The following is a 15,445-nucleotide window of genomic DNA, read 5'->3' as shown; positions in this document are numbered from 1 at the left end:
CGGCGCTCCGGTGGAGGACGTTTGGTGGACGGGCCCATGGCCGGAACCTCAGCGCCGTCGACCCCGGCGCAGCGCCCGCAGCGCGTCGAGCTGGAGCACCCGGCGCAGCCGCCACACCCCGACGGCGTACCCGGCGGCGCCGAGCACCACGAGCACGACCAGCGTGACCGGCCCGGCGTCGACCACCGTGCGGGCCAGCAGCGCCGGCACGCCGAAGCAGGCCACCGCCAGCCCGGCGGCGGCGAGCGTGCCCCGGCCGAACGGGTGCAGCCGGTATGCGTGGTGCAGCTGGGCCAGCGGCACCAGGTTGGTGATCAGGATGGACGCCGACCAGGCGACCGCCGCTCCCATGATGCCGAAGCGCGGGATGAGCAGCACGTTGAGCACCACGTTGACGACCGTGCCGGCCAGCGCGTTGTAGAACGTCCAGGACGTCCGGCCGGCCATGTTGAGCACCGTGTCCACCATTCCGCAGCCGGTGGCCACCAGCATGCTCAGCGCCAGGAACACGGTCACCCGCTGGCCGGCCGCGTACCCGTCGCCGAAGAGGTGCAGCATCGGCTCGGCGAAGACCGCGAAGAGCAGGTACGCCGGCCAGGCCAGCAGCACCAGCCATCCCGTGGCGGCCTGGTACAGCCGGCCGGCGGCGGCCCGGTCGTCGCGGACCAGGTGCTCGGCCAGCCGGTGCTGCACGGCGGTGGACAGCGCCTGCCCGGAGAGCTGCCCGAGGGCCAGGAACCGGGTGGCCGCCGTGTAGAGCGCCGCCTCCGGCAGCCCGCGCAGCGCGCCGAGCAGCACGATGTCGAGCCGCTGCACCGCCATCTGGGCCAGCCCGCTCAGTGCCCGGGGGCCGCTGTAGCGCCAGTACGGCCAGAACTCGTCGCGCAGCGACACCGGCGGGGCCTGCGCGCCCCGCTCGGCCCGCCGGACCAGCCGGGCCAGCCACACGGTGCCGAGCAGCGCGGCGGGCAGGTAGGGCAGCGCCCAGGCCAGCGGCAGGGCGGTGGTGGCGGAGAGGCCGAACAGGGCGACGAGGCCCACCCCGACCAGTTGCAGCCCGGTCCGGCCGAGCCGCTCGACCAGCAGCAACGGGCGCATCTTGCCGAACCCCCGGCAGGCGGCCAGCGCGAAGTCGCAGAGCGCGGCCACCGGCACGAAGACCAGCAGCAGCCGCAGCGCCCGTACCGCCCCGGGCACCGGCTCGTCGAAGGTCAGCGCCACGATCCGCGGGGCGGCCCACCACCCGGCCAGCGCGATCAGCGTGCCGAACAGCACCACCGGCAGCAGCCCGACCAGCACCGACGCGCGGATGCGCTCCGGCTGGCCGAGGGTGCGGTAGCGGCTGAGGAAGTAGACCGAGCCGACGCCGGTGCCCAGCCGGGCCGCCGCGTACGCGATCATGAAGGCGCTGGTGGCGGCGAAGAAGAGGCCCGCGTCCGCCATGGACCAGGCCCGGGTGACGACGATGTTCAGGCCGAATCCGGCGACCGCCGCGACGGCCACCCCGAGCAGGTTCGCCACCCCGTGCCGGGCCGCCCCGCCCAGCTCGCCGGCCGGGGACCGGGTCGGCGCTACCGTCGCCACGACGGCACGCGTCCCCACCAGGCGCTCAACCGCTCGTCGTACGGGGCGAAGTGCTCCTCCAGCCGGGCCCGCAGCGCCGGGTCCATGGGCGAGCGGGACCGGGCGTTGTGCTTGCCGAACGAGATCTCCGCCCAGTGTGGCAGGCCGAGGAAGTCGCAGGCCGCGTCGAACGACGGCCGGGGGTCGGCGAAGAAGTCGTCCGCGTCGACCACGTGCAGCCGGTCCCGGCCGAAGATCGACTCCAGTCGTTCGAGCTGCTCGATGTAGCGACCCCGGGTCAGGTAGGCGTTGTGCTGGTAGTGGTGGCTGTGCGCGGTCGGGTCGGCGAGCAGCCGCTCCCGCTCCCCGGCGATCCGCTCCTCCTCCAGCTCCAGGGCGCGCTCGAAGCCCTCCGGCTCGAAGCCCCGGGCCGCCTCGTGCGAGTGCGCCGAGTACGCCCGCTCCACCGGGTCGCGCAGTAGCACCAGCAGCCGCACGTCCGGCAGGTCCCGCGCGATCCGCTCGCCCGCCAGCGGGTGGAACATGTAGTACGGGCTCGACTCGCCGGTCACCCCGCGCACCCCGGCCTGCTCCCGGACCGCCTCGGCCCGGCGCACCGTCGGGAAGTGCCCCAGGTACCAGTCCATCCCCCGGTCGTAGCCGGTGTCGAAGTAGTGCACGCCCTTGTGGTAGTTCGCCGGCAGCACCGCCGGGTGCTGCGAGAGGGTCTTGAACAGCGACGTCGTGCCGCACCTCTGGGCGCCTACGATGAGGAAGTCGGGGGCGAGCCGCGACCCGGCGGTCCACCGGCCGTACGTCCGGCTCACCGATCGCACCGCGCGCCGCGCCTGTGCCTTTACCAGCGTCACTTCGCCACTCCTCCCGCGCCCGGCCGACCGGCCAGGTGCTCCTCCACCGCCGGCAACAGCCAGGCGGCCACGTGTCCCAGCCGGGCGCCCGCCTCGGCCTGCCGGTCGCGCAGGTACCGCGCGGCCAGCTCGACCAGATAGAGCACCGCGACCAGATCGGCAACCCCGGCCGGCTGCCCGAACTCCGCCAGTGCCCCGGCCGCGTCGGCGATCAGCCGCCCGGCCGCCGCGCGCGGCTCCACGCCGGCCCGGGTGATGGCCGTCTGCACCCGACGGTGCAGGGCGTCGAAGCCGACCGGCACGTCGTCGGCGAACCGCTCCCAGTCCCAGACCAGCACCCGGCCGTCGGCCAGGGCCGCGCTGTTGCCGCCGTTCCAGTCGCCGTGCCAGGCGCCGAGGTCGAGCATCGGGTCGGCGCGGCGGACCTCGGCCAGCACGGCGCTCAGCCGGGCCGCCTCCGGCCGGTCACCGAGCGCCGCCAGCTCGTCGGCGAGCCGCCGGGCATGGGCGCTGTCGGCGTACGACCGGCGGTCGACGCCGGCGCAGCGGCTTACCGCGACCATGGCGGCCCGCTCCGCCTCGGCGGCCCGAGCGGGGGCGGCCCGGGGCAGGCCCACCGGCAGGGCGCTCTGCACCAGCAGCGCGTGCCCGCCCCAGGCGCCGTGGTGCAGCACCTCGGCCACCGCGATTCCGGGCAGATCGAGCGTCGCCAGCCGGCCCAGCGCCGCCGCCTCGGCGTCGACCAGGGCCCGGGTGAGCGGGTCGACGCCGAGCTTGGCGTACCCGATCGGGTCACCGGCGGCGTCGAGGAGCTGGACCACCGGCTTGCGGTTGGCCCGGGCCGGGCCGATGTGGATGCTCAGCAGCGCCGGCCGGCCCAGCACGGCGGCGAGGTGCGCGTCGAGCGCGTCGGCGGCGGCGTCGACCACCAGCCGGTCCCGGAACGCGAGCCGGCCCAGCCCGGTGCGGAACGCCGCCGCCAGCACCGCGCGGCGCAGCCGGGCCTTCGCCCCCTGCGCCTCGGTGGAGTGCCGGACCGCGCCCGCCGCCGCCCGCCGGGAGCCGGCCGGGACCAGCAGCCGGGGTCGCGCGGCCGACGGCACCACCGCGAAACCGGCCCGGCCGCCGCGCCGCAGCGCCGGTCTGGCCGGCGCCGGCCAGACCAAGCCGGCCAGCTCAGGCAGGTACGCGCCGCGCGCGTCCGCGCCCGGGGGTGGGGTGATCATCAGTGGGACCGCCGTTCCGGCCACGCGCGCGGGCCCGTCGTCTCGAGTGCGGCGAGCCGGGTCTCGCGGCGCTGCGCACGCAGGTGCAGGTCGTTGCGGGCGAGCAGCGCCACGCTGATCAGCCCGTACGCCAGGGTGGTGTTCAGCGAGCCGTAGAGGAACTGGAAGAACAGCATCAGGATCAGCACCAGACTGCCGGCGATGCCGATCGGGGTGTGGTCGTGCCGGAACCGCCACAGGCACCAGAGGAAGAACGCGCTGTAGCAGAACGCGCCCACCCAGCCCTGGCCGGTCAGCAGGTTCCACAGCTGGCCGTTGCTGCCCAACTCCCGGTTGCCGCACTGCTTGCAGTCGGCCGACTTGCCGATCGCGATGGACCGGTTGCTGCCGATCAGCGCCCGGTTGCCGCCGTAGCCGAGCACCGGCGAGTGGTTCGCCGCCTCCATCGCCCCGTTGGACAGGGTGGACCGGATGTCGTCGCTGTGCCCGTTGGCCATTCGCTCGTTGAGCAGTGCGCCCAGGGGTGAGGCGAGCACCGCCACCCCGATCAGGCCGGTGGCCAGCGCCAACCCCACCAGGACGACGATCCGGCCGCGCAGCGCCATCCGCACCGCCACGTACACCGCGCCGACCACCAGGCCGATCCACAGCCCTCGGTTGAGCGAGTAGACGATCGGGAAGATGGCGGCGGCCACCACCAGGTACCCGGTGAGCCTGCGCGGCCCCCGGCCGAGGACCACCCAGCCGACGATGAACCAGATCAGCAGGATGGCCATGTTCTCGCCCCAGGTGTTGGTGTACTCGAAGGGGGCGGCCGGGCGGGGCGAACTGGCTTCCCCGGCGAGCACCTCCTGCACCTGGGCGACCTCGACGTGCATCAACCGGTTGACGAACGGTTCCTTGGCGATGGCGGCGGGGAGGATGTAGTTCAGCGGCGCGACGAACTTGAACTGGGGAAACAGCGCGCCGACGTACCCGCCGATGACGGTGATCACGGCCATCATGCCGAACAGCCTCACCAGCCGCTTGCGGGGCAGCTCGCGCTCGCTGAGGTTGAGCACGTACAGCATCGTCACGGTCAGCGCGGTGTAGTTCATCACCCGGATGCCCCAGCCGATGTACCGGCCGGACCCGTTCGGGGTGAGCGTGTTGGGGGCGGTGATGTCGAGCATCAACCCGGACAGCACCACCCAGGCCAGCAGGATCAGCCAGATCCCGAAGCCCGGCGGCACCCGTACGGCGCCGCGCCGGTAGAGCTGGAAGCCCATCGGAACGGCCAGGATGGCGAAGATGAACGAGGGCAGGCCGAGCGCCCACCACAGCGGGTACAGCACGAAGAGCGCGGTCACCGGCCAGGCGACGGGCAGCCGCATCGACCAGCGGCGGGCACCGCCGACCGGCGGGCTCTGCAGCGGGTCGGCCGGATGGCGACCGGCCCGTGCCGGCTCCGGCCCGGGGGTGGGCCGGAGCGGGGCGGCCGTCGTCATGTCACGCTGACCTTGGCGGTCTTCGGGGCGTAGATCACCCAGGCCGGGCCGGGCTGCGGGCGGACCTGGTAGCCGGCCGAGTCGGTGACGTTGCAGACCAGCTTCTGCCCGGGCTTGCTCCACTGCGCCTTCGCGCTGGACGGCCCGGACACCACCACCGCGGCCCCGGACCCGTAGACGTTCGCCCCGGGCAGCGAGCGAGGGCTGGGCTTGCGGACGTCGATGGTGCGGTACTCCATCGTCAGCACGACCACCGCGGCGACGCTCACCGTGGCCTTGCCGACCTTGCCGCGCCACGACGAGCTGGCCGCGTCGTACGCCCAGGTCTGGGTGGGGTGGCCGGGCGCGGTGACGGTCAGCCGGCTGGCCGGGGTGACGCCCTGGCTGGCCAGCGGGGTCCCCTGGGTGGCGTGGTCGAAGACGTGGGTCGGCGCGGTGCCGCCCTTCGGTGCCGCCTGCCGCAGCGCGGCGACGGACGCCTGGCCGGACGGGAACGCGGCCGAGCGTTGCGCCGGGGTGACCCCCGGCAGGCCCGCCGCCTCGAACTGGCGGAGGAACCCGGTGGGCCCGCCGGCGTAGCCGACGAACGGGTGCAGCACGCCGACCGTGCGGATGTCCACCGGCCGGATCTCGGCGACCGGCCCCACCCGGGTGGCGTCCCGGGACTGGTAGACCGCGGTCAGGTGCAGGCTCTCCGACTCGGCGAACTCCTGGTAGACCAGGTCGGCCTCGGCCAGCCCGGCCGGGCTGGTGCCGGCGGTCACCCGCAGCGGCACCACCACGGCCTGGCGGGCGGCCGTCGCCGCCGCGACCGGCTTTCCGGACAGCGGCGCGGCCGGCAGGCTCGGGGTGGGGCTGGGCCGGGGTGCCGGGGAACCCGGGTCCGCCACGTTCGTGGCACCGGGCGCCTGCTCCTCGGCGCAACCGGCGCCGAGCGCGGTGACGAGCACAGCCGCGAGCGTCGTGCCGAGCGCCTGCCGGCGGTTCACTCCCGGTCCTCGACCATCGAGTACCGGCCGGGGTCGGGGCCGTCGTTGTCCCGGGCGGAGCGGTAGACGGTGGACTTGCCGGGGGACTTCTGCTGGTTCGCCGCTTTGGCCTGCACGGGCGGCGGGGCCTGCACCGGCGGCGGGCCCGACGCCGGCTTTGCCGTGCCCGGGGGGACCGGGCCCGGCTTGGCGGCGGCGTCCCGGGCGCCCGCGCCGGCCCGGGGCAGGATCATCGTGGTCTCGATGTTCGGCATGCCCGGCTGGGGCCGCCCGGCGGGCGTCGGCCGCGGGCGGGGCGACGGCGGGCCCTCCCGGCGGGCCGCCTGCGTCGGCGGGGCCGGCCGGCCCGTCGGGCCCCGGTCGGTGAGCCGGGGGCTCAGCACCGCACCGAGGACCGGCGCGTCGACCTGCTCGAACTGCCGCATCGCGGCGGTGATCTCGCTGCTGCGGGTCTGCCCGCCCTCGACCACCAGGATCACGCCGTCCACGTGCCGGGCCAGCGCCTGCGCCTCGACCGCCGCCGTCGGCTGGGCCGTCTCGATCAGCACGTGGTCGAAGCGGGCGGCCAGCTCGGCGAGGATCTCCAGCATGGTGGCGACGGGCAGCTCCACCTCGGTGTCGAGGTTGCCCGGGAGCAGCACCCGGAGCTGGTTCAGGCCGGGGGCCGGGGTCAGCGCGGTGAGCGCCGAGACGTCGTGGCGCAGCACGTCGGCGAGGGTGTGCCGGGGCCGGACCCCGCCGAGCATCCCGGCCAGCGGGGAGTCCGGCTTGGTGGTGACCACCGCGACCTGGGCCCCGGTGCGGGCGTACGCCGCGGCGAGGTTGCCGACGACGAAGCCGGCGGCCGGGCCGCGGGAGGTGTCGGTGAGCAGCAGCAGACGGCCCCGCCCGGGCCGCGATTCGGTCATGTGGGACTGCAGCACGTTGCGTAGCCGGCCGAGTTCCCGGGAGACCTCGTGGGCCGCCGGCAGGACGGTCAGCCCGGTCGGCCGGGGAGGCAGCTCCAGCAGAATCGGCAGGCCGAGCCGGTCGGCCACGTCCCGGCCGCGCCGGACCCGGGTGTCCAGCCGGTCCAGCACCAGGGCGACCACGATGCCGAAGAGCAGCCCGGCGCCGAGACCGCTGGCCAGGTTGAGGGTGGTGTTCGGGGAGCTGGGCTTCCGGGGCAGCGCCGCGTCGGAGATGATCTCGCCGGGGTCGAGCGCGATGCTCAGCAGCGGGCTCAGCCGGCTGTTGAGGCTGGCGAGATTGTTGGTCAGCACGTTCCGGTCGGCCTCGGCGCGGGCCCGCTCGACCGAGTTGGACGGGGCCCCGGCGATCTTCCCGGCGACTGCGGCGAGCTGCTTGTTGGTCTCGGTGATCTGCTGCTTGAGCGCGGTCGTCTCGTTCTCCAGCGACCGGGTGGCGGTGGCCAGCCGCAGGTCCAGGTACGCCTGGGCGAAGGCGTGCGAACCGGCCTGTGCCGCCTCGGGGCTCTGCGCCTCGTACACGATCTGGAGCACCTGGCTGTTCGGCGGCACGGTCACCGACAGTGAGCGGGCCAGGTCCTCCGGCGGGATGGTCGTCTTCAGCAGGGCCCGCGCCCGTTCGGCCACCACCAGGGAGCGGACCACCTGGGCCTCGGTGTCCAGGTTGACCTTGGCGCCGGGGTTGGCGTCCTGGCCGACCTGGCGGACCAGCAGCGACGTCGTCGAGACGTACGTGCGGGTCTGCACCTGGCTGACCAGCATGCCGGCGCCCGCGCCCAGCAGCGCGGCCACCACGAGGATCCACCACCGGCGGCGCAGCCACTCGAGGTAGGTCATCAGCGTGGGACCGTCTGAGTCGCGCAGATCGGTGTGGTGAGGCGAGGGCATCGGGCTGTGTCGCTTCCTTTGCGGGACCGGCCAGTCGGCCGCGGCGGCGGCACCATGGCGGAACCATGAGTCTCCCCGATCCGGGCGGTGAGGGGAAGCCGACGAAGGTGCGCTTCTCAGCGGCCGGGTACGGGAGGCAGGATGGGTGGGTGCGGTTTTGCTACCACATCCAGAGCCACAGGTCCCCCGAGCAGATGAACCGGCTGGTCCACGCCGTGAAACGGTACAGCCCGGACAGCGTGGTGCACATCAGCCACGACGTCAACGGCCCACCGCTGGACCTCGCTGAGCTGCGCTCGCTGCCCGACGTCGTCGTGCAGACGCACGAGGGCGGCTACGGTGATTTCAGTCATGTGGACCGCTACATGGCCGCCGTGGACTGGCTGAACGACGAGGGGGTGCAGGTCGACTGGCTGGTGAACATCACCGGTCAGGACTACCCCCTACGGCCGCTCGGCGAGTGCGAGGCGGAGCTGGTCGACTCGGGCGCGGACGGGTTCATGGAGTACTGGGACGCGTTCGGCCCGGACAGCCACTGGCCGAGCAGCCGGGTCCGGTCCCGCTACCACTTCCAGCACCGCCGGCTGCTCCCGCTCACCCCCCGGGGCAAGAAGCTGCTCCGCCCGATCCAGGCGGTCAACCGGGTGCAGCCGCTGGTCCGGGTGCACGTGTCGTACGGGCTGGCGGTGGGCCGCCGGGCCCGCACCCCGTTCGGGCCCGACCTGCGCCTGCACGGCGGGTCGGCGTTCGCCTCGCTGAGTTGGCCCGTGGTGGCGTACCTGCGGGAGTACTTCGACCGGCGGCCGGACGTGGTGTCGTACTTCCGACGCTGCCTCTCCCCGGTGGAGGCCGTCTTCCAGACCATCGCGTGCAGCCCCGGGCGGTTCAACCTGGTGCCGGACTGCAAGCGGTACTTCGACTTCCGGGGCAGCACCTTCAACCACCCGAAGTCGCTGACCGCCGAGGACCTGCCCCGGGCGCTGGCCAGCGGGGCGCACTTCGCCCGCAAGTTCGACTACGAGCGCGCCCCGGAGCTGCTGGACACCCTGGACGCCCACCTGGCCGCCGCCCGCCCCTGAGCCGCTCGTCGCCCCCCGCCCCGTGCGGGGTCGACGGCAGTCGGGGCGGGGGTGCGGCGGGCGGGTCAGCGGTAGTCGTAGCGGCGGCGCAGCGGCCAGGTCAGCGCGCCGACCAGCCGGCGGTGGCCCGGGGCATACTCCCGGCGCCACTTCTCGTCCAGCGCCAGGGTGATCGGGCCGCTGCGCATCCGGATCCGGCCACCGGCGACCGCGTGCGAGCCGGCCTGCTCGAACTCGTTGTCCCGCAGGAACTCCAGCGGGTCCACGACGCCGGTCACGTCGGCGGTCAGCGCGGCGATCCGGCCCAGCTCGGCACGCGGGTCGCGGACCAGGTCCTCGTACCGGACGGTCACCCGGGGGACGCCGCGGCGGGCCAGCGCGGCCACCATCGCGTTGACGGTGACCCAGCGCCGGGCGGTCAGCCGGGCCGACCGCTGGTTCATCCGACCCTTGGCCGAGGTGCCCTCGGGCAGCTCGACCACCTGGCTCCAGGAGTACGCCACCCCGCGCGGGTCGCGCAGCACATGCACCAGCCGCAGGTCGATCTGCGGGGCCCGGGCCAGGATGTACGCCAGCGAGGGGCGCTTGGTCGAGTCGACCACCACCTTCGCCCCGGACACCTCGGCCACCGCCCGGTAGAGCTTCGTCAGCAGCTCGGTGTAGCGGTCCAGGTCCCGCCGGAACGCCGGGGACATCCGGGAGTTCACGATCAGCGGCAGCTTGCCGGTGGCGTCGACCCGGCGTTGCAACGCCCGCACGTCGGTCACGTCGACCTGGGTCCACCCGCCGTACGCCCGCCGGCCGACCTCGCCCCAGAACGGGCAGGCGTCGAAGTGCTCCCCGCAGGCGCAGCGGAAGTTCCGCTCGACGCCGGACTGCCACAGGTAGAACAGCTCGCCGACGTCGCAGTGCCCGACGAACTGGCCGAGCATCAGGTCGAGCAGGGTCGAGCCGCTGCGCGGCATCCCGCAGACGTACAGGACGGTGACCGGATCGGGGACCGCCCGCGTGCCGCCGCCCCGCGCCGCCTCGGCCGTGTCGGTCATCCGCCATCCTCTCGCCCGGGTTGCTGTCAGCAGGCAGTCTAGGCACGGGACGGCTGAGTGAGGCACTGGCGAAAGGGTCGCAGCCAACCATCCGACAGGTCCGATGATGGTGAGAGCCACTTATGTTCCCGGCCGGGTGGCCGATACATTGTTGCGGCGCCGCGCCGTCCGGTCGACCGCCCCCACTGGGCGTGTCCCGGGGTGCGGCCGGGGCCGTGGGAGGCAGGTGACGTGGAGTCTGGTGAAGTCATGCTCGTCGGATCCAGCGGCGGGCACCTCGCCCAGCTGGTGGCGTTGCAACCGTGGTATCGCGACCGGGCCCATTCCTGGGTCACGTTCGACACCCCGGACGCCCGGTCGCTGCTCGACGGCGAGGACGTGGTCTGGGCACACCACCCGACCACCCGCAACGTGAAGAACCTGGCCCGCAACCTGTGGCTCGCCGTCCGGGTGTTCCGCGGGCGGGACGTCGCCGCGGTGGTCACCACCGGCGCCGGGGTCGCCGTGCCGTTCGTGGTGGTGGCCCGGCTGCGCCGCATCCCCACCGTCTACATCGAGGTGTACGACCGGATCGACACCGCGACGCTGTCGGCCCGGCTGTGCCGGCCGTTCCTCTCCGCGATGCTCGTGCAGTGGGAGGAGCAGCGCCGGCTCTACCCGAAGGCGACCGTGGTGGGGAACCTGCTGTGAGCTCGCCGATCCCCCGCCAGCGCACCAACTCCCCGGCCCGGCGCACCGTGCTGGCCATGGTCGGCACCGACGTGCACCGGTTCGACCGGCTGGTCGAGTGGCTGGAGCGCTGGCACGCCGGCCGCGACGCCCTCGCCCCCGAGGTCCGCCTCGTCGTCCAGCACGGGCGCAGCCGCGCGCCCCGGCTGCCCGACGCGGCCCCGTTCCTGGCCCACGACGAGCTCCAGCGGGCGATGACCGAGGCCGACCTGGTGGTCTGCCACGGCGGGCCGGCCACCATCACCGAGGCACGCCGGCACGGGCACCTGCCGATCGTGGTGCCTCGGGACCCGACCCGGGACGAGCACGTCGACGACCACCAGCAGCTCTTCTCCCGCCGCCTCGGCGCGGCCGGGATGGTCCGGCTGGCCGAGTCCGAGGCCGACCTGGTCGCGGCCCTGGACCGGGGGGTGGCCGACCCGAGGGCGTACGCGCTGTCGGCCGACCCGGGCCGGCCCGATCCCCGGGTCGCCGCCGCCACGGCGGTGGGCCGGATCGTCGAGGACCTGGTCCGGACCAGCCGGGAGCCGGGGCGGCGCAGGTGGTGGCGGTGAACGCCCGTGTGCTGTTCGTCGGCGGCCTCGGCCGCAGCGGCTCCACGCTGCTGGAGCTGATCCTCGCCCAGCACCCCGACGTCTGCGCCGTCGGCGAGGTGGTCCACCTGTGGGAGCGGGCCCTCGGCGGCGACGAGCGGTGTGGCTGCGGGGAGCGGTTCACCGCCTGCGACTTCTGGCAGCGGGTCGGCGAGCACGCGTTCGGTGGCTGGTCGGCCGTCGACCGCGACGACGTGCTCAGGCTCAAGGCCACCGTCGACCGGACCCGGCACATCCCCCGGCTGGCCAGGGGAGACCTGCCCGCCGCCGAGCTGGCGCAGGTGCGCCGCTACGCCGACCTCTACACGCGGATCTACGCCGCCGCGATGGCGGTGACCGGGGCGCAGCTCGTGGTGGACTCCAGCAAGCACGCCTCGACGGCGTTCGCGCTGCGCTGGGCCGACGACCTCGACCTGCGGGTGTTGCACCTGGTCCGGGACAGTCGGGCGGTGGCGTACTCGTGGGCGAAGCAGGTGCGCCGGCCCGAGGTGGTGGACGCCGAGGCGTACATGCCGACCTTCTCGCCGTTCACGGTGAGCAAGCTGTGGACGGCGCAGAACGCCGCGTTCCACCTGCTCGCCACCCGGGCGCCGGTGATCCGGCTGCGCTACGAGGACTTCACCGCCGACCCGCGCGGCACCGTCGCCCGGGTCCGCCGCTTCGCCGGCCTGGCGGACACCCCGGACGCGCTGCGGGTGCTCGACCCGTCGCCCACGCCGCTGGTCCGGGCGCACAGCATCGCCGGCAACCCGCTGCGGTTCAACGCGGGGCCGCTGCGGGTCCGGCAGGACGATGCCTGGCGCACGGCCCTGCCCTCGCGCAGCCGGGCGGTGGTGAGCGTCGCGACGCTGCCGCTGCGGCTGCGGTACGGATACGTCGGCCTCGGCCGCCCGGGCTCCACGGAGGCACCATGACCGAGTCGTTGAACGAGCACCCGTCGGTGACCGCGGTGGTCCCCACCCGGGACCGCCCCGAGTTGCTGCGTAAGGCCCTCGACGCGATCCTCGGCCAGGACTACCCCGGCCGGATCGACGTGGTGGTCGTCTACGACCAGTCCGAGCCGGACCGGTCGCTGGCCGACGACCCCCGGGTCACGGTGCTGGTCAACCAGCGCACCCCGGGCCTGGCCGGTAACCGCAACACCGGCATCCTGGCCGCCACGGGCGACCTCGTGGCGTTCTGCGACGACGACGACGAGTGGCTGCCCGGCAAGCTCGCCGCGCAGGTGGCCGCGTTGCGCGCCGCCCCGGACGGGGCATTCGTGAGCTGCGGCATCCGGGTCGACTACGACGGCCGCCCCCCGGTCGACCGGGTGCTCTCGGTGGACCGGGTGCCGCTGGCCGCCCTGTTGCGGGACCGGCACACCGAGCTGCACCCGTCGACGTTCCTGATCCGCCGGGACGCGCTGCTCGACGGGATCGGGCTGGTCGACGAGGAGATCCCGGGCAGCTACGCGGAGGACTACGAGTTCCTGATCCGGGCCGCCCGGCACGCCCCGCTGGTGAACGTCGTCGAGTCGTACGTGACGGTGCGATGGCACAAGCAGTCGTACTTCGCCCAGCGCTGGGAGACCATCGCCACGGCGTTGCAGTGGCTGCTCGGCCGGTACCCGGAGTTCGCCACCGTGCCGGCCGGCGAGGCCAGGGTCAGCGGGCAGATCGCCTTCGCCCAGGCGGCGATGGGCAACCGGGGCGAGGCGGTCCGCTGGGCCCGGCGAACGCTGTCCCGCAACCCCCGGGAGCCGCGCGCGTATCTGGCCCTCGCCGTGGCCAGCCGGGCCGTCGACCCCGACCGCGTCCTGCGTACGCTGCACAAACGCGGCCGGGGGATCTGAGCGTCAGGAGGCGGCGCACCAGGCCCGCCACGCGTCCCGGCTCGGCGCGTCGGTGAGCCGGAAGTCGCCCCCGGCGACCTGGTAGTCGTAGTAGGCCACCCACAGCGGGCGCTGGCCGTCGAGGTACCGGCTCATCGCCCGGATCCAGCCGGCCCGCCCCGCGCCGCTGTCCCCGGCGATCCGGACGCTGCCGGTCTCGGCGAGCCCCCACGGCTTCCCCAGCGCCTTCGACTTGGCGATCATCGGGGTGAAGACCTGCGCCGGGTCGGTGTACCGGTCGAACTTGCCGCCGCTGTTGTAGCAGTCCCAGCCGAGCACGTCGATCGCGTCGCCGCCCGGCCAGTAGTCCTCGAAGGTGCGGTGCGAACTCGGGTTGAGCGTCCAGCACATCAGGATCAGCGTGGCCCGCAGCCGGGCGTTACCGGCCCGGTCGGCGAGGCCGGCGAGCCGCTGCCACGCGGCCCGGTACTGCGCGGCGGTGTATGAGCCCCGGGCGATGTCGTCCTCCGGCTCGTGGAAGTACGACCAGTAGACGTCCAGGTTGCGGGGGACGGCGCGGAACCAGGCGGCGAGCCGGGAATCGTGCCGGCCGGAGGCCACCTCGCCGGGCGGCGCCTTGAAGGAGACCACCACGGTTCGGTCGGCGGCGTCGGCGCGGCTGCCGGACCAGGTTGGCGGCAGGCCGGGGTAGAAGACCCGGACCATGCGCAGCGGGCCGTAGCTGCGGTCGGACCGGGCCAGCCCGGCGGCGAAGCTCTCCCCGCTCTGAAGGTGGATGCTCGCCCCCGGGAGGGTGTTCCGGCCCCCCGGGAACGCGCCTGACTCCGTCCCGCCGCTGACGCTCGGGCTCGGCGTGGCGGCCCTCGGGCTGCTGCCGAAGCCCTCGTTCCCGCCCGGCGTCGGCCGGGCGCCGGGGGCGGCCGGGCCGAGACCCGCGCCCTCGGACGCGGCGTCGGTGACCGTCGGGGCCGGCTGCCCGGGCAGGTCCCCGTTGGTGGCCAGGGCGACCGTGGTGCCCAGCGCCACCGCGCCGGCGGCCACCGGGAGCAGCAGCCACCGGCCGAGCCGGCGACGCGGGCCGCCGGGTTCGGCCGGGGCGGGGGGCAGGACGGGTGCGGTGGTGGGGCCGGGGCTCATGACCCTCCTCGGGTCGGCGGTGTCGGTGGGACCGGGCGGGGGCGCCACGACCGCGCCCGCCGGCCGGCGGGGTCCGCTGGTCAGTGGTGACGGTCGATGGCCGCCAGCAGGGATTCCGCGTGTTCCGGGCGGCAGACCAGCAGGTCGGGCAGGCGCGGGTCGTCCCGGTTGTAGCGCAGCGGCGAGCCGTCGATCCGGGACGCGTGCATGCCGGCGCCCAGGGCGACCGCGACCGGGGCCGCCGAGTCCCACTCGTATTGGCCTCCGGCGTGCACGTACGCGTCGACCTCGCCGGTCACCACCGCGCAGACCTTCACCCCGGCCGAGCCCATCGGCACCGCCCGGGCCCCGATGCCCTCGACCAGTTCGCCTACGAACGCGGGCGGCCGGCTGCGGCTCACCGCGATCCGCAGCGGCCCGGCCACGGCGGCCACGGCCGACGCGGTGGTGCCCAGGACCAGCGGCGTGCCGTCCGGCGCGGTACGAGCCGGCATGCCGACCGCGCCGGCCACCAGCGCGCCGTCCGGGCCGGCCGAGCGCTGCCAGAGCGCCACGTGCACGGCCCAGTCGTCGCGCCCGGACTCGGAGAACTCGCGGGTGCCGTCGAGCGGGTCGATGATCCACACCCGGTCCGCCTCCAGCCGCGCGGGACGGGCCCCGGCGTCGTCGGCCCAGGCGCGCCGGCTGTCGGCCTCCTCCTCGGAGAGCACCGCGTCGGCGGGCCGCCACCGGGCCAGGGCGGTCGACATCAGGTCGTGGGAGACCTTGTCGCCGGCGTTCTTGAGCGCCGCCGGGTCGGCGAATCCCTGCTCCGCGCGCAGCGTGGTCAGCGCCTTGCCAGCCGCGCCGGCCAGCCACTGTGCGAAGGCCTGGTCGTCGAGTCGACCCGTACCGTCCTCGGTCACGTGAATTTCACCACTCCTCCGGTGTCGTGTCGTTGCCGTCCGTCGGCACCGCGCGGACGCCCATCCTTCGGCGGTCGCGGGGACGCGGCCAGGGACCGGTCCGATAATCGACACCTGAGTGTCGCGCATCTC

14 protein-coding genes are annotated in these 15,445 nt (G+C 74.5%); 5 read left to right on the top strand and 9 right to left on the bottom strand.

The features are described from left to right. Positions 1 to 48 precede the first annotated feature (48 nt). From GVV04_RS14720 to GVV04_RS14695, 6 genes are read right to left on the bottom strand one after another with little or no spacing between them, the layout of a single operon-like run. Positions 49 to 1,584, bottom strand: a complete 1,536-nt coding sequence (locus GVV04_RS14720; RefSeq protein WP_328822393.1) for a lipopolysaccharide biosynthesis protein — start codon at positions 1,582 to 1,584, stop codon at positions 49 to 51. Beyond that, positions 1,572 to 2,432, bottom strand: a complete 861-nt coding sequence (locus tag GVV04_RS14715) for a sulfotransferase (RefSeq protein WP_161688575.1) — start codon at positions 2,430 to 2,432, stop codon at positions 1,572 to 1,574. The genes GVV04_RS14720 and GVV04_RS14715 overlap by 13 nt, the downstream gene beginning before the upstream one ends. Next, positions 2,429 to 3,658 (bottom strand): hypothetical protein, encoded by a 1,230-nt coding sequence (locus tag GVV04_RS14710; RefSeq protein WP_235966229.1) that lies wholly within the window; start codon positions 3,656 to 3,658, stop codon positions 2,429 to 2,431. The genes GVV04_RS14715 and GVV04_RS14710 overlap by 4 nt, the downstream gene beginning before the upstream one ends. Next, positions 3,658 to 5,145 (bottom strand): O-antigen ligase family protein, encoded by a 1,488-nt coding sequence (locus tag GVV04_RS14705; protein WP_201753556.1) that lies wholly within the window; start codon positions 5,143 to 5,145, stop codon positions 3,658 to 3,660. The genes GVV04_RS14710 and GVV04_RS14705 overlap by 1 nt, the downstream gene beginning before the upstream one ends. Further along, a complete protein-coding gene (locus tag GVV04_RS14700; RefSeq protein ID WP_161688573.1) occupies positions 5,142 to 6,134 on the bottom strand; it encodes a DUF3048 domain-containing protein in 993 nt (330 codons plus the stop codon). The genes GVV04_RS14705 and GVV04_RS14700 overlap by 4 nt, the downstream gene beginning before the upstream one ends. Beyond that, positions 6,131 to 7,939 (bottom strand): lipopolysaccharide biosynthesis protein, encoded by a 1,809-nt coding sequence (locus GVV04_RS14695; RefSeq protein ID WP_235966227.1) that lies wholly within the window; start codon positions 7,937 to 7,939, stop codon positions 6,131 to 6,133. The genes GVV04_RS14700 and GVV04_RS14695 overlap by 4 nt, the downstream gene beginning before the upstream one ends. A gap of 200 nt (positions 7,940 to 8,139) precedes the next feature. Between GVV04_RS14695 and GVV04_RS14690 the strand changes: the two genes are divergently transcribed. Continuing rightward, on the top strand, positions 8,140 to 9,069 hold the full coding sequence (locus tag GVV04_RS14690; protein ID WP_161688560.1) for a core-2/I-branching beta-1,6-N-acetylglucosaminyltransferase family protein: 930 nt from the start codon (positions 8,140 to 8,142) through the stop codon (positions 9,067 to 9,069). A gap of 65 nt (positions 9,070 to 9,134) precedes the next feature. On the opposite strand, the gene GVV04_RS14685 is transcribed toward GVV04_RS14690, so the two are convergent. Further along, positions 9,135 to 10,115, bottom strand: a complete 981-nt coding sequence (locus tag GVV04_RS14685) for a sulfotransferase (protein ID WP_161688558.1) — start codon at positions 10,113 to 10,115, stop codon at positions 9,135 to 9,137. A 249-nt stretch (positions 10,116 to 10,364) separates the two neighbouring features. Here GVV04_RS14685 and GVV04_RS14680 point away from each other — a divergent pair, with 249 nt between their 5' ends. From GVV04_RS14680 to GVV04_RS14665, 4 genes are read left to right on the top strand one after another with little or no spacing between them, the layout of a single operon-like run. Next, the gene (locus tag GVV04_RS14680; protein WP_161689380.1) at positions 10,365 to 10,805 is read left to right on the top strand and encodes a glycosyltransferase family protein; all 441 of its coding nucleotides are present in this window, start codon (positions 10,365 to 10,367) and stop codon (positions 10,803 to 10,805) included. Between the two features lie 56 nt (positions 10,806 to 10,861). Then, a complete protein-coding gene (locus tag GVV04_RS14675) occupies positions 10,862 to 11,398 on the top strand; it encodes a glycosyltransferase (protein ID WP_161689381.1) in 537 nt (178 codons plus the stop codon). Further along, a complete protein-coding gene (locus GVV04_RS14670) occupies positions 11,386 to 12,351 on the top strand; it encodes a sulfotransferase family protein (protein WP_161688556.1) in 966 nt (321 codons plus the stop codon). Before GVV04_RS14675 ends, GVV04_RS14670 begins: the two co-directional genes overlap by 13 nt. Next, the gene (locus tag GVV04_RS14665) at positions 12,348 to 13,271 is read left to right on the top strand and encodes a glycosyltransferase family 2 protein (RefSeq protein ID WP_161688554.1); all 924 of its coding nucleotides are present in this window, start codon (positions 12,348 to 12,350) and stop codon (positions 13,269 to 13,271) included. Before GVV04_RS14670 ends, GVV04_RS14665 begins: the two co-directional genes overlap by 4 nt. A gap of 3 nt (positions 13,272 to 13,274) precedes the next feature. Here GVV04_RS14665 and GVV04_RS14660 read toward each other — a convergent pair whose 3' ends face one another. Together GVV04_RS14660 and GVV04_RS14655 are read right to left on the bottom strand one after the other, a co-directional pair. Beyond that, positions 13,275 to 14,408 carry a glycoside hydrolase family 26 protein gene (locus GVV04_RS14660; RefSeq protein ID WP_161688552.1) on the bottom strand — a complete coding sequence of 378 codons (1,134 nt, stop codon included), beginning with the start codon at positions 14,406 to 14,408 and terminating at the stop codon, positions 13,275 to 13,277. An 80-nt stretch (positions 14,409 to 14,488) separates the two neighbouring features. After that, on the bottom strand, positions 14,489 to 15,313 hold the full coding sequence (locus GVV04_RS14655; RefSeq protein WP_161688551.1) for a 3'(2'),5'-bisphosphate nucleotidase CysQ: 825 nt from the start codon (positions 15,311 to 15,313) through the stop codon (positions 14,489 to 14,491). Positions 15,314 to 15,445 lie beyond the last annotated feature (132 nt).

Origin of the sequence: Micromonospora rubida, from assembly GCF_009908295.1 — a bacterium.
GTDB classification, from domain to species: domain Bacteria; phylum Actinomycetota; class Actinomycetes; order Mycobacteriales; family Micromonosporaceae; genus Micromonospora; species Micromonospora rubida.
This window is presented reverse-complemented; position numbering and strand designations above follow the sequence as displayed.